The sequence below is a fragment of the Caulobacter sp. Root1455 genome, from assembly GCF_001426905.1.
In the GTDB taxonomy this organism is placed as follows: domain Bacteria; phylum Pseudomonadota; class Alphaproteobacteria; order Caulobacterales; family Caulobacteraceae; genus Caulobacter.
In genome coordinates this window covers 428,398-447,329 of the sequence record NZ_LMFQ01000020.1, presented here as the reverse complement: position 1 = coordinate 447,329, position 18,932 = coordinate 428,398, and the positions used below count along the sequence as shown (strand labels likewise).

Here is an 18,932-nt window from a genome sequence, read left to right as displayed (position 1 = left end):
CGCCTGAGGTCATGACCTCCGGGGTCATGGTTCCGCTTACGCCGCCATGCCAGCTTGCCCCGTCCGCTCAAGCGTCACGGAGCCCCCCGCCTTGCGCCCTCGTCTCACCCTCTCCGCCATCGCCCTATCACTCGGCCTCGGGTCGCTCGGCCTGGGTCCGCCCGCCGCCCAGGCCGCCGCGCCCGCCCCCGTCGACAAGCTGGACCACGCGCTGCTGTGGGGCCGCGACATCGACCAGGCCTCGGCGGTCCTGGCGGTCAAGCTGGGCTTCCAGGTGCGGCCCGGGCGCAACCCCGGCGGCGTCGCCAACCGCTATGTGCGCCTGGCCGACCAGGGCTATCTGGAGCTGCTGGGCATCACCCGTCCCGATCCGGAGCTGGACCCCGGCATGCAGGCCGACCAGGCCTCGCTGCACGGCGGATCGGGCGCGCGGGCGTTCGGCCTGCACGCCTCGGCGCTCGACCAGGCCCAGGCCGACCTCAAGGCCCAGGGTCTGCCGGTGACCCCGATCTTCACCGCCGCCGCCGACGATCCCGACGGCCAGGGGCCGGGCAAGCCGCCGCGCTGGCGGCTGTTCGCCTTCGACCGCCCGGTGCTGTCCAGCAGCGTCTTCCTGATCGACTACGCCGCGCCCCGGTCCGACCCGGCCAGCGTGGCGGACGACAAGACCGCCCGCCAGCACCCGAACGGCGCGCGGTCGCTGTCGGCGTTCTGGCTGCTGTCGGCCGACGCCGGCGCGGACAAGGCGAAGCTGGAAAAGCTGGGTCTGGCCGGGGCGGTTCCGGTCCGGGTCCCGCAGGTGGCGGCCAAGGGCTACTGCGTGGCGGTGGGTCCGAACGCCCTGCTGGCGCTGGAGCCGGACGGGCCGGGGATCGCCGCGGACGCCCTGCGCGAGGGCGGCCCGCAGGTGCTGGGCGTCAGCCTGGACGTCGCCGATCTGGACGCGGCCAAGCGGCGCGTCGAGCGCGGCTACGAGCAGAGCCTGGCCGGCTATGACGGTCTGTCGGGCGCCGCGTTCCTGGCCCCGACCCGCGCCGATCTGGGCCTGCTGATCGAATTCCACGCGGCGTCCGCCAAGGGGCCGTGCGAGGGGGTGAAGGGCTGAGGTCTATCGACATCCAGTCGCCGTGCTTGGTCCTCGTCCTTCGACAAGCTCAGGATGAGGACCATTGTCTAGGCCTGAGCGGTGGAAGACCTCATCCTGAGCTTGTCGAAGGACGAGGTTTTCGCATCCGGACCAACGCTAGGCGTCCGCCTCGGCCAACCGCGCGCAGACCGCCGCGGTGTGCTCGTCCGCCGGGAAGGCGCATTCGATGCGCATCTCGTCCAGGGTGACGTCGCGCGGCAGGGCGAAGGTGGTGATCGTCTCGAAGAACCGCAGCTCGCCCTCGGGGCTGCGGAACCGCATGGTCTGGATCGGCGACGGGGCCTTGTCGACGTCGCGGAACCGCCAGCGGGTGGGCACGTCCGGATAGCGCAGGATCTCGTCCAGCAGCTGCTGGGCGCGCGGGTCGGCGGGCGAGGCGGCGATCTGGTGATGCAGGTGACCGATGAAGCCCTCGGCCACCTCGTGCCAGTTGGCGATCACGGGGCGGAAGTCGTCGGGGTCGAACACCTGGTGCAGCAGGTTGGTGTGGCGGCTCGGCCGTCCCATCGTCAGCTGGTCGATGCGCGCCGTGGCCCGGTTGATCCGCAGCACGTCGAAATGGCGGTTGATCACGAAGGCGGGGTACGGCTCCTGCTTGGCCAGGATCAGTTCGATCGCCTTCTGCATCTGCTCCAGCTCGGGCGTGTCGAGCGTGGTCTCGGGATATTTCGGCGCGTAGCCGGCGGCGGTCAGCAGGGCGTTGCGCTCGCGCAGCGGCATGGCCAGGGCGTCGGCCAGGCGGGTCAGGATCTCGCGGCTGGCCTGGGCCTTGCCGGTCTCGATGCAGCTGAGGTGGCGGGTCGAGACCCCGGCCTCCATCGCCAGGTCCATCTGGCTGAAGCGCAGCGCCGCCCGCCATTCCCGCAGGAGCCTGCCGATCGGCGGCTGGACGGCCAGAGGACGCGACGCGACGGACGAAACGCTCATTCTGACCCTGTAAGCGAGGAAGAAGGCCTATCCGGCAAGCTGGCTATCCGGTCCATGACCTCCAAGGTCATGACCGGATGATTTGCAGCGTAGTTGAGAAGGCGGGGGCGATCTCCTTACATCGGCTTCATCATCGGTGTGTCGGTCGCGGGGCGTTGGAATGTTGAGGCGTGAGGTGTTGGCGGCCGGCGCGAGCCTGGTCGCCGTGGCGGCCGGTCCGGCTCTGGCCGCGCCGACGGAATGGACGGCCGGCCAGTTCCACGCCGCGCGGCGCTTCGTCGATCTGGAGGTCGGCAAGATCGCCTATGCCGAGCGCGGCCGAGGCCGGGCGGCGATCTTTCTGCACGGCTATCCGCTGAACGGCTTCCAGTGGCGCGGCGCCATGGCCCGGCTGGCCGATCATCGCCGCTGCATCGCCATCGACCTGATGGGCCTGGGCTACAGCGACGTGGCGGAGGACGCCGACCTGTCGCCCCTGGCTCAGGCCGCGATGGTGGTGGCCGCGATGGACAGGCTGGGCCTCCGCGAGGCCGATTTGGTCTCGAACGACAGCGCCACCGGCGTGGCCCAGCTGATCGCCGCCCATCATCCCGAGCGGGTGCGGTCGCTGCTGCTGACCAACGGCGACGTCGACACAAACAGCCCGCCGCCGCCGTTCATGGGCGCCATCGAGGCGGCGCGGAAGGACCAACTGGTCGGCTGGTTCGGCAAGCAGTTGGACGACAACGCCTTCGCGCGATCGCATGACGGCATCGGTCGCGGCTATTCACGGCCCGACCAGGTGTTGACCCCGGCCGTGGTCGAAACCTACCTGCGGCCGCTGGTCGGCCCGGACAAGCGTCGCCGCCAGGGCCAGGACTACGCGATCGCCATGCTGCCCAACCCGTTGCCGGCCGCCGCGCCGGCCCTGCACGGTTTCGACAAGCCGGTGCGGATGGTCTGGGCCCGGAACAACGAGCTGTTCGGCGACGAATGGGCGCTATGGTTGGACCATACGTTCCCCAAGTCGCGCGGCGTGCGCTTCGTCGAGGACGCCAACCTGTTCTTCCCCGAGGAGCGGCCCGATCTGATCGCCGAGGAAGCCCGCAAGCTCTGGGGCGTCTAAAGCTCCACTCCCCCGCCGGGCGCTCTCCCTGATTGGCCAGACGTGGCGTAAGAAGGATCCATGATCCTGACCGCCATCCTCGGCCTCGCGCCGATCATCATCGTCCTGCTGGCCGTCTCGGCGCTGTTCTCGGCCGCCGAGACCTCGCTGACCGCCGCCTCCCGGGCTCGCATGCACCAGCTGGAGCGCGAGGGCGATCGGCCGGCCAAGCGGGTCAACAAGCTGTTGGCCGACCAGGAAACGATGATCGGGGCGGTGTTGCTGGGCAACAACCTGGTCAACATCCTGGCCTCGGCCCTGGCCACCCAGGTGCTGACCGCGGCCATCCCCGGCCCCTGGGGCGTGGCGGCGGCCACCGGCGCGATGACCGTGCTGGTCCTGGTGTTCGCCGAGGTGCTGCCCAAGACCCTGGCCATCCTGAAGTCCGACGACGTGGCCCGCTTCCTATCGGCCCCCACCCTGGTCGTGGTGCGGGTGTTCGGACCGATCATCTACACCATCCAGTGGGTGGTGCGGCGCACGCTGCGGCTGTTCGGCGTCAAGCTGGACATGGGGGTCGACGTGCTGGCCGCCCACGAGGAGATCCGCGGCGCGGTCGAATACCACCACTCCGAAGGCGGGGTCGAAAGCGGCGACCGGCGGATGCTGGGCGGGGTGCTGGACCTGTCGGACATGGATGTCTCGGAGATCATGGTCCACCGCAAGTCGATCACCCTGATCGACGCCGACCTGCCGATCCGCGAGCTGGTGGCCGAGGCCCTGGAGGCTCAGCACACCCGCATCCCGCTCTATCGCGAGAACCCGGACAACATCGTCGGCGTGCTGCACGCCCGCGACCTGCTGCGGGCCCTGGCCGCCGCCAACGGGGCGATCGACGACATCGACGTGGCGACCATCCAGCGCGAGCCGTGGTTCATCCCCGACACCACCAACCTCAAGGACCAGCTGAACGCCTTCCTCAAGCGGCGCAGCCACTTCGCCCTGGTGGTCGACGAGTACGGCGCCTTGCAGGGCCTGGTGACCCTGGAGGACATCCTCGAGGAGATCGTCGGCGAGATCGAGGACGAGCACGACACCAAGGTCGAGGGCCTGCGTCCTCAGGCCGACGGTTCGGTGCATGTCGACGGCCATGTCACCGTCCGCGACCTCAATCGGGCCATGGACTGGCGCCTGCCGGAGGGCGACGCGGTGACGATCGCCGGCCTGGTAATCCACGAGGCCCAGACCATTCCGGAGCCGGGCCAGATCTTCATCTTCCACCACCACCGCTTCCAGGTGCTGCGTCGCCAGCGCAACCAGATCACCGGCCTGCGGATCAGCGGACGGCTGGATGAGAGCGTCCGCTAGCGGCTTTGTCGACAACCCGACGTAACCGCTTGTTTTGACGGCTTTCCGCAACGAACCCCTTTGAGGACGCCGTGGTCCGGCGCAGGATGAGCGCAACGGAACCATCAACGTGGCGGCGCGTTGGTGAGCGCGCACGACAACGGTGACGCTCGGGAGACGGGGGATCAAGGGTTGGTCAAGGCTATGGGCCGTGTCGAGGAGGACGGGTTCGAGAGCCTCGTCGCGCGCCTCGCGGCGGCCGAAGAGGCCTTGGCCGAGGAAGTGCGCCGGTCGCGCGCCCTCAACCGCATCGCCGAGGCCATCGGAGCCGGCCACGACGCCGGGAGCCTGGTCCAGACCGTGGTCGACGGCGGCGTCGAGCTGACCGGCGCCCAGTTCGGCGCGTTCTTCTACAATGTCGTCGACGAGGCGGGCGAAAGCTTCATGCTCTACAGCCTGTCGGGGGCGCCGCGGGCGGCCTTCGAAGCCTTCCCGATGCCGCGCAACACCGCCGTCTTCGCCCCGACCTTCAACGGCGAGGGCGTGGTGCGGTCGGACGACATCACCCAGGACCCGCGCTATGGCCGCAACGCGCCCCGCCGCGGCATGCCCGAGGGGCACCTGCCGGTGCGCAGCTACCTGGCCGTGCCGGTCATCACCCGCGAGGGAACCGTGCTGGGCGGCCTGTTCTTCGGCCATTCCATGACCGGCCGCTTCGACGCGCGGGCCGAGACCCTGCTGGTCGGCCTGGCCGCCCAGGCGGCGGTCTCGATCGAGTCCGTGCGGGCCCAGGAAGCCGCCCGCGCCGAGCTGGCCCAGCGCCGCGACGCCGAGGAGCGCCTGAAGTTCGCCCTGGATTCCGGCGGCCTGGGCTCGTGGGAGCTGGATGTCGAGACCCGCGCCTATCTGGCCTCGGACATCTGCAAGGCCAATTACGGGCGCGGCCCCGACGACGACTTCGGGTTCGCCGACCTGGTGGCCTCGGTGCATCCGGGCGACCGCGCGCGGATGACCGCCGCCATCGAGGACGCCATCCTCCACGGCGCGGAGTACGACATCGAATATCGGGTGCGCACGCCGGACGGCGACACCCGCTGGGTGCACGCGCGAGGCCGCGCCGCCCAGACCGCCGATCACGGCGGGGCGCGGCGCATGGCGGGCGTGTCGCTGGACGTCACCGAGCGCAAGCGCGCCGAGGAACGCCAGAGGCTGCTGGTCAACGAGCTGAACCACCGCGTGAAGAACACCCTGGTCTCGGTGCAGTCGATCGCCAGCCAGACCCTGCGCACCACCGAAACGCCCGAGGCTTTCCGCGACGCCTTCGAGGGCCGGATCATGGCCCTGTCGCACACCCACAACCTGCTGACCGAGCAGAACTGGGAAGGCGCCAGCCTGCGCGAGATCTTCGATTTCGAGCTGGAGGCCTTCGCCGCCCGCGACCGCATCGGTTTCGACTATGTTCGCGACCTCCAGCTGAGCCCCAAGGCGACGGTGGCCCTGGGCATGGCCGTCCACGAACTGGCGACCAACGCGCTGAAATACGGGGCCCTGTCGGTTCCCGACGGCGCGGTGCGGGTGGTCTGGGCGCTCGAGCCGGACGAAACCGGCGACGGACCGCATCTGCGCTTGACCTGGACCGAACAGGGCGGCCCTCCGGTCGCCCCGCCGACGCGCCACGGCTTTGGCGTCCGTCTGCTCGAAAAGGGCCTGGCGGGCGAACTGTCCGCCCAGGTCAACCTAGCCTATGATAGCCTCGGCCTCGTATGCACCATGAGGTTGCCGATCCGTGCTCTGGAGCCCTGAACAATGAAGACCCTCGCCGCCCTTAAGGTTCTGGTGGTCGAAGACGAGGCGCTGGTCTCCATGTTGGTGGAAGACATGCTCAGCGACCTTGGCTGCATCGTCGTCGGCCCCGCCGCCGAGCTGGAGGAAGCCTTGCGCCTGGCCGGCAGCGCCGACATCGACGCCGCCTTGCTGGACGTCAATCTGGGGGGGCGTCCGATCTTCCCGGTCGCCGACGCCCTCAGGGAGCGCGGCGTGCCGTTCGCCTTCGCCAGCGGCTATGGCGAGGCCGGCCTGTCGGAAGGCCACAAGGGCGCGACGGTGCTGCAGAAACCGTTCCGCGAAGCCGACCTGCGCAGGGTTCTGGAAGGCCTGGCCGCCCAGGTCGCCTGACGAGGCGCTCTAGGCGTACCCCAACAGGGCGCGCAGCCCCGGGGCATGAAAATCGACCAGGCGCTTCTGGATGTCCGGCAGGGTCCTGGGAAATTCCGCCGTCAGGTTGAGGTTCTCGCTGGCCGTGCGGCTTTCGCGGCGGTCGGCGCCGGCCTCGACCCGCTCGCGCCAGTCGGCCGGCAGGTCCAGCCCGCAGTCGTTCAGCAGCCGGGTGAAGAACGCCTCGGCGCGCCGGGAGTCCAGGTCGCTCAGGGCGTCGACGATGTCCTCGTAGCGGACGATCACGGCGTGCGTGCCCATCCAGGCCGCGGCGTTGTAGGTGTAGATGTCCAGCAGGGTCGGAACGTGGCCGTTCACCCCCAGGATCATCATGTTCATGACGTCCTCGGGCGCCACGGCGCCGCCCTTGATGTGGTTCAGCGAGCCCTGGAACTCGTCGGACACGTAGAACCGGGCCCGCGCCAGCACCCAGTCATAGGGGTCGCGGACCAGGACGATGTGCCGGACCCGGCGCAGCGCGATCGCCGCCTCGTCCGAGAACAGCAGGTGCCCCCAGCTGAGGAACGGCTTGTCCGGCGAGAACGCCGCCAGGCTGCGGCGCAGCAGGCCGTGCTGGATGTACTCGCTGGGCCAGTGCTGTTCCTTGACCACGAACATCCGCAGGATGTTGCGGATCAGGTGGGTTCCGGCCTTGGGAACGCTGTTGAGCAGGACCGGCTGGCTCAGCGCGGCCCGCTCGAAACGGGCGCCGATGGCGTCGAGATTGTCCGGCTTTCCACGGATGACGGCGTTCACGCGAGACGGATCCTGTGACCTGGCCGCGCCCTCCGGGGATGGAAGGGGCGACCGCAAGAAAAAAGCGGCGGATCGCTCCGCCGCTTGAACCTAGCGCCTGACGATGGACCGCGAAACGCCTTGTTGGCGCCCCGCGGTCCGGCCAGGTCTAGAACTTCGCCGTCATCCGCACGAACAGGCGGCGGCCGACATAGTCGTACTGCGAGGCCAGCACCGAGCGGCCGACCGTGTTGTAGTTGCCCTGGGCCAGGGTCATCTGCGGGGGATCCTCGCCGAACAGGTTGGCCACGCCGCCCAGGAAGGTCCAGCGGTCGAACTCCCGCTGCACCGAAAGGCTGTGATAGGCCGTGAACTCGGTGTGGATCTTGTAGAACGTGGTGCCCGCGGCGTTGTGGTCCGCCTCGGTCTCGGCGTCGGAGGCCTTGCCGATCATGTCCACGCGCCAGTAGCCGGTCCAGTCGCCCTTCTCGAGGGTGAAGCCCAGTTGGCCGGTCCAGTCCGGATCGCCCACGAAGCCGTTGGTGTCCTTCACGTCGTCGGCGAACAGGGCCGTGGTGTCCTCCAGCTGCCAGGTCGATTGCAGCTCGACCGACAGCTTGGTGTCCCACGGCAGGTCGTGCGCGTAGTTGATCGTCAGATCGATGCCGCGGTTCTTCTGCGAGGCGATGTTCAGGTAGTTGTCGGTGACCGTGGTGATCAGGTGCGACGGACCACGCTGGAACAGCGAGCACAGCTTGTCGGTCGGGAAGGTCGTCGAACGATAGCAGCCGCCGATGATCCGGCTCGCGCCCAGCTGGGTGATCTCGTTGTTCACCTCGATGTCGAAATAGTCCAACGCCACGTTCAGGTCGGCGAAGCTGGGGGTCCAGATCACGCCGTAGGTCACCGCGTCCGAGGTCTCGGCCTCGAGCGAGCCCGCGCCGCCGCCCGAGGTGATGGTCGCCGTGGCGCCGGCGCCGGTGTAGGCCGGCGGAATGCCGTCGGCGGCGCAGTTGTCGGCGACGCGCTGGGTGATGTTGCCGGCGGTCAGGTTCGACTGCCAGCGGATGCAGGGGTCGATCGAGCGCTGCGACGCGAAGCTGGTCTCGGCGTTCTTGTAGAGCTCAAACAGGGCCGGGGCCCGGAACGAGGTGCCTTTGGTGGCGCGCAGGCGCAGCGAGGAGATCAGCTGCCAGTTCAGGCCGACCTTGTAGGTCTCATCGCTGCCGTAGGAGTCGACGTCGGTGTAGCGGCCCGACAGCGACAGATCGACCTTCTGGGCCAGCGGCATATCCCTGAAGATCGGCACGCTCAGTTCGCCGTAGATTTCCTTGGTCTTGTCGCTGCCGGCGGTGATGCCGGCTGTCGACGAACCCCAGATGTTGCCCGCCATGGTGATGGGACCGGGGGTGTCGTTGATCTCGTCGCGACGATAGGCGGCCCCGAACGCGGCGCCGACCGGGCCGGCCGGCAGCTTGAACAGGTCGCCCGAAACCGAACCTTCGACGGCCAGCTGCTTGTAGATCGTCCGGCCGGTTTCGGTGTCGAACAGGAACTTCTTTTCGGCGTCGGTGTACTTGCCGGCCAGGAAGTCGGCCGACATCCAGTTCACGTCCACGCAGTCGCGGTTGCTGATCGGCGTCTTGTAGCCGACGCAGGAGGCGGTCGGGCGCGGGATCGAGTTGGCGTTGCCCAGACCGAAACTGCCGAAGTCGCTGCGGCCGTCGGCGCTCTTGACCGCGTCATCCAGGATCACGTCCTGCGAGTACTCGCCCTTGGAGTGGCTGTACTGGGCGAAGATGTCCCAGTCCCAGCCCTTCAGGAAGTCGACGCCGCCGAAGTCGCCGCGCAAGCCGCCGACATAGCGCTGGTAGTCGACCTTCTGACCGTCGCGGTTGAAGTTGGTGACCGGGGTCGGGCTCAGGACGAAGTCGCCGGTGAAGCCGGCGCTGAAGGGATCGCCGAGATCCTCGGTGTAGAGATAGGTCCAGAACTGGCGGTAGCCGTTGGTCTTGCTCGCCCGACGGTTCAGCAGCACCTCGCCATAAGCCTCGACGCTGCTGGTGACGTCGAACGAGCCCTGGGCGAAGATCGTGTTGCGCTCGGTGCGCGGGGTCAGCGACTTGGCCAGGTTGTAGGGGCTGTTGTAGTCCAGCACGCCCATGTCCGGATTGGCCGGGTCCAGGCTGTCGCCGACGATGAAGAAGCCCGGAGGGATGCCCGGATAGCCGCCGTCGACCGGATTGGTCGGCGTCTGCGGGATGAACTGGCCCATCTTGCCGGAATAGTCGTACTGGATCTTGCCGTTCCGGCCGTTGAAGTCCGGGTAGTCATAGAGCCAGACTTGATCGTACAGCAGGTCGCGGCACTGGATCTGGCCGGTGCGCGGATCGATGGTGTCCTTGCGCTTGCCCTGGGCGTCGAAGATGTAGGACTGGCCGCAGCTGGTGTAGTCCCGCTGGCCGTTCGTCTGCTCTTCTTTCTTGTAATAGTCGTAGGTGATGTTGAAGAAGCCGCGCGAGAACGTCTTGCCCCAGTTGGCGCTGGCGTGGAACTCCTCGCCGCCCTTGTCCTGGGGCTGGCTGACGAACATCTCCAGATTGACGCCGTCGGTGTCGCGCTTGGTGATGATGTTGACCACGCCGGCCACGGCGTCGGAGCCGTAGATCGACGAGGCGCCGTCCTTCAGGATTTCGACGCGGTCGATCGACGACAGCGGCAGCACGTTCAGGTCGAAGGCGGACACGCCGCCGCGCACGCCGGCCGGACCGGCGCGACGGCCGTTCAACAGCACCAGGGTGCGGTTGGCGCCCAGGCCCCGCAGCGAGATGGTTTCCGAACCCGGGCCGCCGTCGGTGACGAAGGCGCTGGAGATCGCCGAGGTGATCTGCGGCGAGCCCGACGCGATCGTCGACGACTGCAGCAGGCCCGCGGTGCTGGCGATGCCGGCCAGCTGGCCTTTCTCGGCCGAGATCACCTGGATGGGATCGGGGCTGGTGAATTCATTGCGCTTGATGCGCGACCCGGTGACGACCAGGGCCTCCACCTCGGAATTGTCGGCCGGCGGCGGCTGCGCCGTCGCGGTGGAAGCGGCCTCCTGCGCCAGGGCCGCGGCGGGCGCGCCGATGGCGGCCGCGATCGCCATGCCCGCGAGCACGGTCGTGTTGAGCAGATATTTCCGGCTGACAATCATGAAGCTGTGTCCCCATAACCACGAACATGTGGGGCCGTCCGATCCCCTCAGACCAACGGCAAGTCACAAGCTGACCATGCGTTGATCAAAACACGCAACATTGCTGACGCCGTTTTGTCGCATTTGCGCCAAACTGTGTCGTCCAGCCCTCACTTTAGGCAAAACCCCTGCAAAGCTTGACCTTGTCGGCCGGAGGGAACGCCGTTCGCCCTCTTTCTGGCCGATACAATGCTCGCTAAGGTCGCGCGGGCGTCGCGGGACGCTATTGAGGGCGCCCTCGGTCGGCGGCGTATTCGTGTGGGGCAACAGATGACGATTTCGATAGCCGGCGGCCTGCGCGCCGCGGCCGCGGTGCTCGCGCTGGCGTTTTCGGGCGCGCCGGTGATCGCCCGGGCCGGCGATCCTCCCTCCGCCTTCGCGCTGGTCCGCGCCCCGGCGATCTCGGACGTCAGCATCGCGCCGGACGGCAAGCACCTGGCCGCCCTGACCTCGGCCGACGGCAATGTCGTCACCATCTCGGTGTGGAACACCGACGATCTGAGCAAACCCTTCGCGGTGATCGGCGCGGGCAAGGTCCGCATCCAGGGCGTGCGCTTCCTGAAGAGCGACCGCCTGATGATCGACACGATCCAGGTCTTCACGGAAGGCGACGACCGCGGCCACCTTCGCCGCTCGTTCGTCTCGGACCTGCAGGGCAAGGAATGGACCGGCCTGCTGGCCCCCAGCCACGCCCGCTCGGCGGTCGACGAATACGTCGCCAAGTTCGACAACGCCATCTTGCTGGACAGCCTTCCGCAGGACCCCAGGCACGTCATCGTCCTGGACCGGCGCCTGCGCTCCAGCGGCGACATCCTCAAGCTCGACCTCTACAGCGGTGAGACCACCAAGCTGGAAAGCGCCTCGGAGAAGTACTTCTCGTACCGCGCCGACCTGACCGGCCAGATCCGGGCCCGCCAGTCGGCCGACTTCGAGGACGGCAAGCTCTATGTCGCCCAATGGTTCAAGGACCCGGCCACGGGGCAGTGGAGCGAGCACTTCCGCAACTATGCCAAGAACCGCGAGAACATGGACGTGGTCGGGTTCTCCACCGACCCGAACATCGTCTTCGTCCGCTCGTCCTTGGGGCGCGACAAGGCCGGCGTCTACGAATACGACCTCAAGCAGCGCAAGATCACCGAGCCGCTGTTCGAGCATAAGGTGTTCGAGGCCGGCGGCGTGCTAATCGACCGCACGCCCGCTCGCCTGGGGCAGATCCTGGGCTTCACCTACCAGGGGCCCAGCACCTCCATCTACTGGACCGACGACAAGCTGGCCGCCCTCGACAAGGGCGTGCGCGCGGCCCTGGGGATCAAGACCGTCGCCATGACCTGGACCGATCCGGGCTCGAACGCCCAGGTCAAGATCGGCGTGCCGTCGGGCGCCAACGCCATGGTGATCTCGCGATCGGACGACCTGAAGACCGTGATCGTCGAGAAGAGCGGACCGCGCCAGCCGTCCGAGTTCTACAGGCTCACCGATACGGGCCAGCTGAGCCTGCTGGGCAGGGCCAATCCAGACCTGGACCTGTCCACGCTCGGCGACACCACCCTGGTCGAATATGCGGCGCGGGACGGCCTGATGATCCCGGCCTTCCTGACCAGGCCGCCGGCCGACAAGTTCGGCCCTGGGCCCTATCCCGCCCTGATCGCCCCGCACGGCGGCCCGTGGGCGCGCGACGACCTGGGCTGGGACCCCACCGGCTGGACCCAGTATTTCGCCAGCCGCGGCTACGCGGTGCTGCAACCGCAGTTCCGCGGCTCGACCGGCTGGGGCCAGAAGCTGTGGCGCGCCGGCGACGGCGAGTGGGGCCAGAAGATGCAGGACGACAAGGACGACGGCGCCAAGTGGCTGATCGACCAGAAGATCGCCGCGCCCGACCGTGTCGCCATGTTCGGCTATTCCTACGGCGGCTACGCGGCCCTGGTCGCCGCCATCCGGCCTAACGGCCTGTATCAATGCGCTGTTTCAGGCGCCCCGGGCTCGCTGGCCAGCTTCAAGCGCGAGACCTTCAACAACCGCCAGCTGCGCGAGCTGCAGCGGCCGACGGTCGAGGGCCTGGACGCGGTGGCCCACGCCGGCGAGGTCAAGATTCCCGTGCTGCTGTATCGCGGCGACCGCGACGTCAACCAGGCGGTGTCCGACGGCGGCGAGATGAAGGGCGTGGCCGCCGCCATCAAGGCGGCGGGCAAGCCCTACCGGGCGTTCGAGATCAAGGACATGGGCCACACCCTGGACACCTGGACCCCCGCCATGGCGGTGCAGCAGCTGACCGAGATCGAGAGCTTCCTGGCCAAGGACTGCGGCCCGGGCGGGCTCTAGATCTTTGTTTCGGGCATTTTCTTCACGCGAACCGGAGTCCAATTCGCTTGAAAATGCTCTAGCCGAGGTCGCGGGGCCCGAACGAGTCGGGCAGCAGGCTCCAGAACGGCGTGCGGCGCGTGGCCTTGCCGCCCTGGACCGAGACGATCTCGCAGGCGCCGGTGGCGAATTCGGCGATGCGCTGACGGCAGGCGCCGCAGGGCTGGACCACCGCGTCGGAGCCGGCGGCGATCAGCACCTTGGCGATGCCGCGCCCGCCGGCCGTGACCATCGCCCCGATCGCCGTCTGCTCGGCGCAGGTGCCGGACGGATAGGCGGCGTTCTCGACATTGACCCCCAGGTGGGCGCGGCCGTCCGCGTCGATCACCGCGGCGGCCACCGTGAAGTTCGAATAGCGGGCGTAGGACCGCGCCAGCAGGGCCGGCAAGGCGGCCGCCAGGGCGGCTTCGCTGTCCTGGTCCAAAAAGATCGGGATCGGGGTGGAATTCTCTGTCGCGCTCATGCCGGCCTCGTTCGCCGGCGTTTCCTGCCGTTTTGCAGGGCCGCGCCGGGCGGAGAGGCAATCAGTCGCGGGCCGCCCTGGCAAGCCCGTTTTCGCGCGAAGGGATCAGGCCTCGCCCGGCGCCTTGGCGACGATCGACAGGGCATGGACCGGGCCCGCCATCTCCTCGGCCAGGGCCTGGAAAATCAGCCGCTGGCGGGCCACCCGGGCCTTGCCCGCAAAGGCCTGGGCCTCGATCAGCAGGTTGAAGTGGCTCTCCCCGCCCTCGCGATGCCCGGCATGGCCGTGGTGGCGGTCGCTGTCGTCGACGACCTCCAGCCTGGTGGGCGAAAAAGCGGTGGTCAGTTTGGCGGCGATGGCATCGGCGACGGCGCCCATGATGGCTTCCTTGCTTGTCAATCCTTGAACGGAAATAGCTGCGGCTTACTCTAAGCGCCATGAGCGCCGACTTCGAATATCGCCCCAAGTTTTTCGACATCCGTGTCCGCCCCCCCAAATCGCCTGAGGAGGCGGCTCGGGAGAACGACGTCTTCGCCCTGAAACCGGGCGAAGTGCGCTGCGATCACCCCGAGTGCCGCTCGGCCGCGACGGCCAAGGCGCCCAAGTCGCGCGACATGCCGGGGGTCTACTACAATTTCTGCCAGCGGCACGCGGCCGAGTACAACAAGAACTGGAACTTCTACGCCGGCATGAGCGAGGGCCAGATCCGCTCGCAGCAGGAGCAGGAGAAGATGACCGGCGGCCGACCGACCTGGTCGATGAAGGCCGATTCGCGCTCGCGCGAGGCCGCCGCCGCCGCCGCCCGCGACGCCCGTCACCTCAACGACCCGTTCGGCCTGTTCCGCGCCCAGCAGCGCAAGGCCGAATCGGCCTCGGCCGGTCGCGCCCTGGGCAAGCTGGAACGCCAGGCCCTGGCCGACCTGGATCTGGAAGCCGGCGCCGACGGCGCGGCGATCCGCGCCAAGTACAAGGACCTGCTCAAGCGCTGCCACCCCGACATGAACGGCGGCGACCGCAGCGCCGAGCACAAGCTCCAGCGGGTGATCAAGGCCTACAAGACGCTGCAGAAGTCCGGGCTGGCGAAGTAGGCCGCCCGAACCCGCCGCCGGCTACTCCCCGGCGCGGACGCATTCGACAAGGCGAAATCCGTCGCAGGTCGGATCGGCGCAGATCGCGCCGGTGGCGATGATCACCGTTCTGCCGATGTCCGGTCGCGGCTGAATGTGATCGGCCCGCGCATGGCCTTGCGCTCGACAGAAGGCGTCGGCCGCGGGCTTGCCGCATTCGGCCCCGTAGTCGCGGCACCAGTCCAGAGGGGCGGTTTCTCCCGTGGCGGCGGTGATCTCCGGATTCCGATAGATGACGCCGGTCATCTGGGCGACCGGCACATGGGTCGTGGTCGGCGGCGGCGCGGGCGCGGGCGCGGGGGATGGCGTCGGCGACGGCGTCACCGAGAGCGGCGGGCGAGGCGTGAACACCGATCCCGGGCCGGCCGCCTTGCCGCATTCGATGCTGCGGAAGCCGTCGCAGGTCGGGCCGCAAATGCGACCGTTGGCGATGACCGCCGTCACGCCGATCCGCGAGGCGGGCTCGAACCCCGTCGCCACCAGCTCGTCATGGGCCCGGCAGAAGGCGTTGGCGGCCGCCTGGCCGCAGTTGGTCCCGAACTCGCGGCAGAAATCGAGGCTGACGTCGTCGCCGCTGGCCGTGCGGATGGTCGGGCCGGTGTAGAGCCTGGTCCCATGCTCGGTGTCGCGGCTCGACATCGGGGGCGACGGACCAGGGGCGAACTGGCATTTGAGGTCGACCTCGGCGACATGAGCCCGGCCGACCGCCACCGAGATGCCGATCGCCAGCTCGCGCGGGCCGCAACCGTGGAAGGTCGGTCCCGAACTGGGCGTCGGCGAACCGCCTTGGCCGAACTGCAGGCGGCCGATCTGGACGATGTCGCGCGGCGGCAGGATGGTTCGGCATTGCGGCGCGACATATTGCAGGAACATGTCCTCGCCCTGGGTCACGTGGCGGATCTCGATGCCGCTGACGGCCGAGCCGCGCGGGCAGATCGCCACGCCCTCGCCGCCCCCCGGGACGCCCTGGGTTTGGCCGTTGCGGGTCGGGCCCGCGGTGCTGGTGGCGGGGTTCCAGCTTTGGCAGACCGGGCGGATGGCGTTGATGAAATCCCCGCCGCGGCCGCTGACGCCGACCATGTATTCGCCGGCGCCGCAGGTGGCCGGCGTCAGGCCGATCAAGTTGGCGACCGCGGGCGTGCGCATCAGCACCGCCCCGAGGACGAGCGCCGTCACGAAGACGGCCGTGGCCAGCTTTCGCATCTTCGCGCTCCCGCCGCCGGCGGCCGATCTCGACCAGGAGGGGCGTGAAACCATAACACCATCTTTACGATAGCGTCAGGGCGCGTTCGTCCCACGCGGGGAAATCGCCGGAGCGCCGAACCGCCGCTCCCACGCCCAGGCCGCCACCCAGCAGGCCATGGCCCAGGCCGCGCCCAGGCTCCAGCCGGCCAGCACGTCGCTGGTCCAGTGGACGCCCAGATAGATTCGCGAGGCCCCGACCAGCACGCTGAGCACCACCGCCGCCCCCAGGGCCAGGGCCTTGATCCGCTTGAGGGGCGCGAACCGGGCCGCCAGGGCGCCCAGGGTCAGGAACACCACGGCCGACAGCATGGCGTGGCCCGAGGGGAAGCTGGGATTGGCCGCCTCGACCGCGCGATAGACCAGGTCCGGCCGCTCGCGCCCGAACAGCTGCTTGAGGCCCTGGCTGATCGCCACCCCGCCGCCGGCGCCGACCAGCACCACCAGGGCCTCGCTCCAGCGCTTGAGGCAGAGCATCAAGGCCAGCGCCAGGACCACGATCAGCCCCAGCACCGTCACCGAGCCCAGGGCCGTGATGTCGGTGGCGGCGAGGTGCAGCCATTTGGGCCCGATCAGGCTGTTGGGATCGCCCGGCAGCCGCAGCGCCTTCAGCACCGCCAGGTCGAAGGCGCGGGTGTCGCCCTCGGCCACCTCGTCGGAGACGTGCAGGAAGGCCAGCAGCCCGCCCGCCACGATCAGCAGCGCCGCGACCGCGCCCAGTTCGCTCCGGGCGGCGCTTAGCAGTCGCGGCAAATCCCGGCGAGGCTGAAAGAAGGACAAATTCATCATGTGCAAGTGAACGCACAAAAATCGATTCCGCGCCGCACAAGTATTCCCCGTGGCTCACCAAATGTTGCGGCCCTGAAACAGGATGAACCATTCCTGACCAGCGCCGTTCATGTCCGGTCCAAACCACTCTCGCTAGTGTCGGACTATCGAAGAGGTTCGGCAGTGTCGGACTGCCACACAACAGGAAAGGACCTCGTTATGAAGCGTCTGATCATCACCACCCTCGCGGCGACCCTGCTGGCCGGTACGGCCTTGTCGGGCACGGCCATGGCCGCGGGCCAACGCTATGACGACCGCGGCCGCTACGACCAGCGTCAAGACAGCCGCTACGACCAGCGTCACGACAGCCGCTACGACCACGATCGTCGCGACTATGGCCACGACCGTCGCGACTACAGCCACGATCGCCGCGACGCCCGCCACGAGTATCGCCACTGGCAGCGCGGCCAGCGCCTGGACGCCCGCTACCGCGACCACCGCTACTATGTGACCGACTATCGCCGTCACGGCCTGCGCGCCCCGCCCCGCGGCTATCGCTGGCAGCGCGTGGACGACAGCTACATCCTGGCCGCCGTGGCCACCGGCCTGATCGCCTCGGTGATCATCGCCAACAACTAGGCCCTTTCCCAAGGACCTCATTCGAGCGCCCCGGACGGTTCCGCCGTCCGGGGCGTTTGCATTTTTCAAGCCTGAAAGGGCCCTCGCCCCTTCCCCTCCCCTGGGTCAAGGCGGTAATCCACAAAGCATGCCCGACCTGACCGACAGCCACGCCGCCGATCCCCTGATCACCCTGGCCCCCGACAAGTGGGTCACGCTTCGCGACGCGTTCGGCGTCGACAGCGACATGAAGGTTCCGTACTTCAGCCACAAGGACAGCCACGTCCCCGAGATCGACACGGCCTACAAGTTCGATCCGCAGACGACCAAGGCGATCTGCGCCGGCTTCGCCAACGACCGGCGGGTGATGGTCCAGGGCTATCACGGCACCGGCAAGTCGACCCACATCGAGCAAATCGCCGCCCGGCTGAACTGGCCGCTGGTGCGGGTCAATCTCGACAGCCACGTCTCGCGCATCGACCTGGTCGGCAAGGACGCCATCGTCCTGAAGGACGGCAAGCAGGTCACCGAATTCCGCGAAGGCATCCTGCCCTGGGCCCTGCAGCGCCCGATCGCCCTGGTGTTCGACGAATACGACGCCGGCCGCCCGGACGTGATGTTCGTCATCCAGCGCGTGCTGGAGGCCGGCGGCAAGCTGACCCTGCTCGACCAGAACCGGGTGATCCGCGCCAACCCCTATTTCCGGCTGTTCTCGACGACCAACACCATCGGTCTGGGCGACACCACGGGGCTCTATCACGGCACCCAGCAGATCAACCAAGGCCAGATGGACCGCTGGAGCATCGTCACGACGCTCAACTATCTGGACCACGACGTCGAGGCCGGCATCGTCCTGGCCAAGAACCCGTCGTACGACACCCCGGAAGGCAAGCGCACGATCGCCGCCATGGTCCGTGTCGCCGACATGACCCGCAACGCCTTCATGAACGGCGACATCTCCACCGTCATGAGCCCGCGCACGGTGATCACCTGGGCCCAGAACGCCGAAATCTTCGACAAGGACATCGGCCTGGCGTTCCGCCTGACCTTCCTGAACAAGTGCGACGAACTGGAACGCCCGACCGTGGCCGAGTTCTACCAGCGGGCGTTCGGGACGGATCTGCCGGAGAGCGCGGCGCGGGTGAAGGTGGCTTAGGGTCGCCCTACTAGACGGGCCCTCTCTTCCTTCTCCTCACCCGTGAAACGGGGGAGGTGGCGCGGCGCCATCGGCGACGTGACGGAGGGGGCGTCTCGGGCAGAGGCCGACGCCCCCTCCGTCACGATGCGTATTCGCATCGCGCCACCTCCCCCGCGTTGCGGGTGAGGAGAAGGCCAGCCCCCCTCCCTTCAAGACTTCCCGCTTGGAACCGCGCCCTTCGAGGCGCAGTTTCTCTGAGCAACCCGAACGGAGCCGCGCCCATGACCGACATCACCTACATCATCGTCGAGCACGACGGCGGCTGGGCCTACAAGGTGGGCGACGTGTTCTCCGAGACCTTCCGCACCCACGACGCGGCCCTGCATGCGGCCCAGCGCGCGGCCGGCGAACAGCGGGTGGCGGGCGAGGAGACGGGAATCTCGTACGAGGACGAGCGCGGCCAGTGGCGCGAGGAACTGTCGGCCGGGGACGACCGTCCCACGACCCACGTGGTCGACGGCAAGAAATAGGG

At 68.4% G+C, this 18,932-nt stretch carries 17 protein-coding genes; 10 read left to right on the top strand and 7 right to left on the bottom strand.

Annotated features, from left to right (window positions below; genetic code table 11):
- Positions 1-91 precede the first annotated feature (91 nt).
- Positions 92-1,105, top strand: coding sequence for a VOC family protein (locus ASD21_RS25065; RefSeq protein WP_056440765.1), 1,014 nt, complete (start codon positions 92-94; stop codon positions 1,103-1,105).
- 138 nt (positions 1,106-1,243) lie between these two features.
- On the opposite strand, the gene ASD21_RS11535 is transcribed toward ASD21_RS25065, so the two are convergent.
- The gene (locus ASD21_RS11535) at positions 1,244-2,074 is read right to left on the bottom strand and encodes a helix-turn-helix domain-containing protein (RefSeq protein WP_056440764.1); all 831 of its coding nucleotides are present in this window, start codon (positions 2,072-2,074) and stop codon (positions 1,244-1,246) included.
- 160 nt (positions 2,075-2,234) lie between these two features.
- Between ASD21_RS11535 and ASD21_RS11530 the strand changes: the two genes are divergently transcribed.
- From ASD21_RS11530 to ASD21_RS11515, 4 genes are all read left to right on the top strand, one after another.
- A complete protein-coding gene (locus ASD21_RS11530; RefSeq protein WP_082554723.1) occupies positions 2,235-3,179 on the top strand; it encodes an alpha/beta fold hydrolase in 945 nt (314 codons plus the stop codon).
- Positions 3,180-3,242: 63 nt separating this feature from the next.
- Positions 3,243-4,526, top strand: coding sequence for an HlyC/CorC family transporter (locus ASD21_RS11525; RefSeq protein WP_156390724.1), 1,284 nt, complete (start codon positions 3,243-3,245; stop codon positions 4,524-4,526).
- 171 nt (positions 4,527-4,697) lie between these two features.
- Positions 4,698-6,308, top strand: coding sequence for a sensor histidine kinase (locus ASD21_RS11520; RefSeq protein WP_235524875.1), 1,611 nt, complete (start codon positions 4,698-4,700; stop codon positions 6,306-6,308).
- A gap of 3 nt (positions 6,309-6,311) precedes the next feature.
- Positions 6,312-6,680, top strand: coding sequence for a response regulator (locus tag ASD21_RS11515; RefSeq protein WP_056440754.1), 369 nt, complete (start codon positions 6,312-6,314; stop codon positions 6,678-6,680).
- 9 nt (positions 6,681-6,689) lie between these two features.
- Here ASD21_RS11515 and ASD21_RS11510 read toward each other — a convergent pair whose 3' ends face one another.
- Positions 6,690-7,475 carry a hypothetical protein gene (locus ASD21_RS11510; protein ID WP_056440751.1) on the bottom strand — a complete coding sequence of 262 codons (786 nt, stop codon included), beginning with the start codon at positions 7,473-7,475 and terminating at the stop codon, positions 6,690-6,692.
- Between the two features lie 148 nt (positions 7,476-7,623).
- Complete coding sequence (locus ASD21_RS11505) at positions 7,624-10,647, bottom strand: TonB-dependent receptor plug domain-containing protein (protein WP_082554722.1); 3,024 nt, start codon at positions 10,645-10,647, stop codon at positions 7,624-7,626.
- Between the two features lie 309 nt (positions 10,648-10,956).
- On the opposite strand from ASD21_RS11505, the gene ASD21_RS11500 reads away from it, so the two are divergent.
- Positions 10,957-13,005 carry an alpha/beta hydrolase family protein gene (locus tag ASD21_RS11500; RefSeq protein ID WP_056440748.1) on the top strand — a complete coding sequence of 683 codons (2,049 nt, stop codon included), beginning with the start codon at positions 10,957-10,959 and terminating at the stop codon, positions 13,003-13,005.
- A gap of 58 nt (positions 13,006-13,063) precedes the next feature.
- On the opposite strand, the gene cdd is transcribed toward ASD21_RS11500, so the two are convergent.
- Positions 13,064-13,507, bottom strand: a complete 444-nt coding sequence (cdd, locus tag ASD21_RS11495; protein WP_056440744.1) for a cytidine deaminase — start codon at positions 13,505-13,507, stop codon at positions 13,064-13,066.
- Positions 13,508-13,612: 105 nt separating this feature from the next.
- Positions 13,613-13,885 (bottom strand): BolA family protein, encoded by a 273-nt coding sequence (locus ASD21_RS11490; protein WP_056441183.1) that lies wholly within the window; start codon positions 13,883-13,885, stop codon positions 13,613-13,615.
- 59 nt (positions 13,886-13,944) lie between these two features.
- On the opposite strand from ASD21_RS11490, the gene ASD21_RS11485 reads away from it, so the two are divergent.
- A complete protein-coding gene (locus ASD21_RS11485) occupies positions 13,945-14,595 on the top strand; it encodes a J domain-containing protein (protein WP_056440742.1) in 651 nt (216 codons plus the stop codon).
- A 21-nt stretch (positions 14,596-14,616) separates the two neighbouring features.
- Here ASD21_RS11485 and ASD21_RS11480 read toward each other — a convergent pair whose 3' ends face one another.
- Positions 14,617-15,837 carry a hypothetical protein gene (locus ASD21_RS11480; RefSeq protein ID WP_056440739.1) on the bottom strand — a complete coding sequence of 407 codons (1,221 nt, stop codon included), beginning with the start codon at positions 15,835-15,837 and terminating at the stop codon, positions 14,617-14,619.
- A 75-nt stretch (positions 15,838-15,912) separates the two neighbouring features.
- Positions 15,913-16,629: a phosphatase PAP2 family protein gene (locus ASD21_RS11475; protein WP_442856965.1), complete on the bottom strand. Its 717-nt coding sequence runs from the start codon at positions 16,627-16,629 to the stop codon at positions 15,913-15,915.
- A gap of 234 nt (positions 16,630-16,863) precedes the next feature.
- On the opposite strand from ASD21_RS11475, the gene ASD21_RS11470 reads away from it, so the two are divergent.
- The 3 genes from ASD21_RS11470 (at position 16,864) to ASD21_RS11460 (ending at position 18,930) form a co-directional block, all read left to right on the top strand.
- Positions 16,864-17,283: an RcnB family protein gene (locus tag ASD21_RS11470; protein ID WP_056440736.1), complete on the top strand. Its 420-nt coding sequence runs from the start codon at positions 16,864-16,866 to the stop codon at positions 17,281-17,283.
- Positions 17,284-17,410: 127 nt separating this feature from the next.
- Complete coding sequence (cobS, locus tag ASD21_RS11465; RefSeq protein WP_056440733.1) at positions 17,411-18,418, top strand: cobaltochelatase subunit CobS; 1,008 nt, start codon at positions 17,411-17,413, stop codon at positions 18,416-18,418.
- A 263-nt stretch (positions 18,419-18,681) separates the two neighbouring features.
- On the top strand, positions 18,682-18,930 hold the full coding sequence (locus ASD21_RS11460) for a DUF2188 domain-containing protein (RefSeq protein ID WP_056440728.1): 249 nt from the start codon (positions 18,682-18,684) through the stop codon (positions 18,928-18,930).
- The last annotated feature ends 2 nt before the right edge of the window (positions 18,931-18,932 follow it).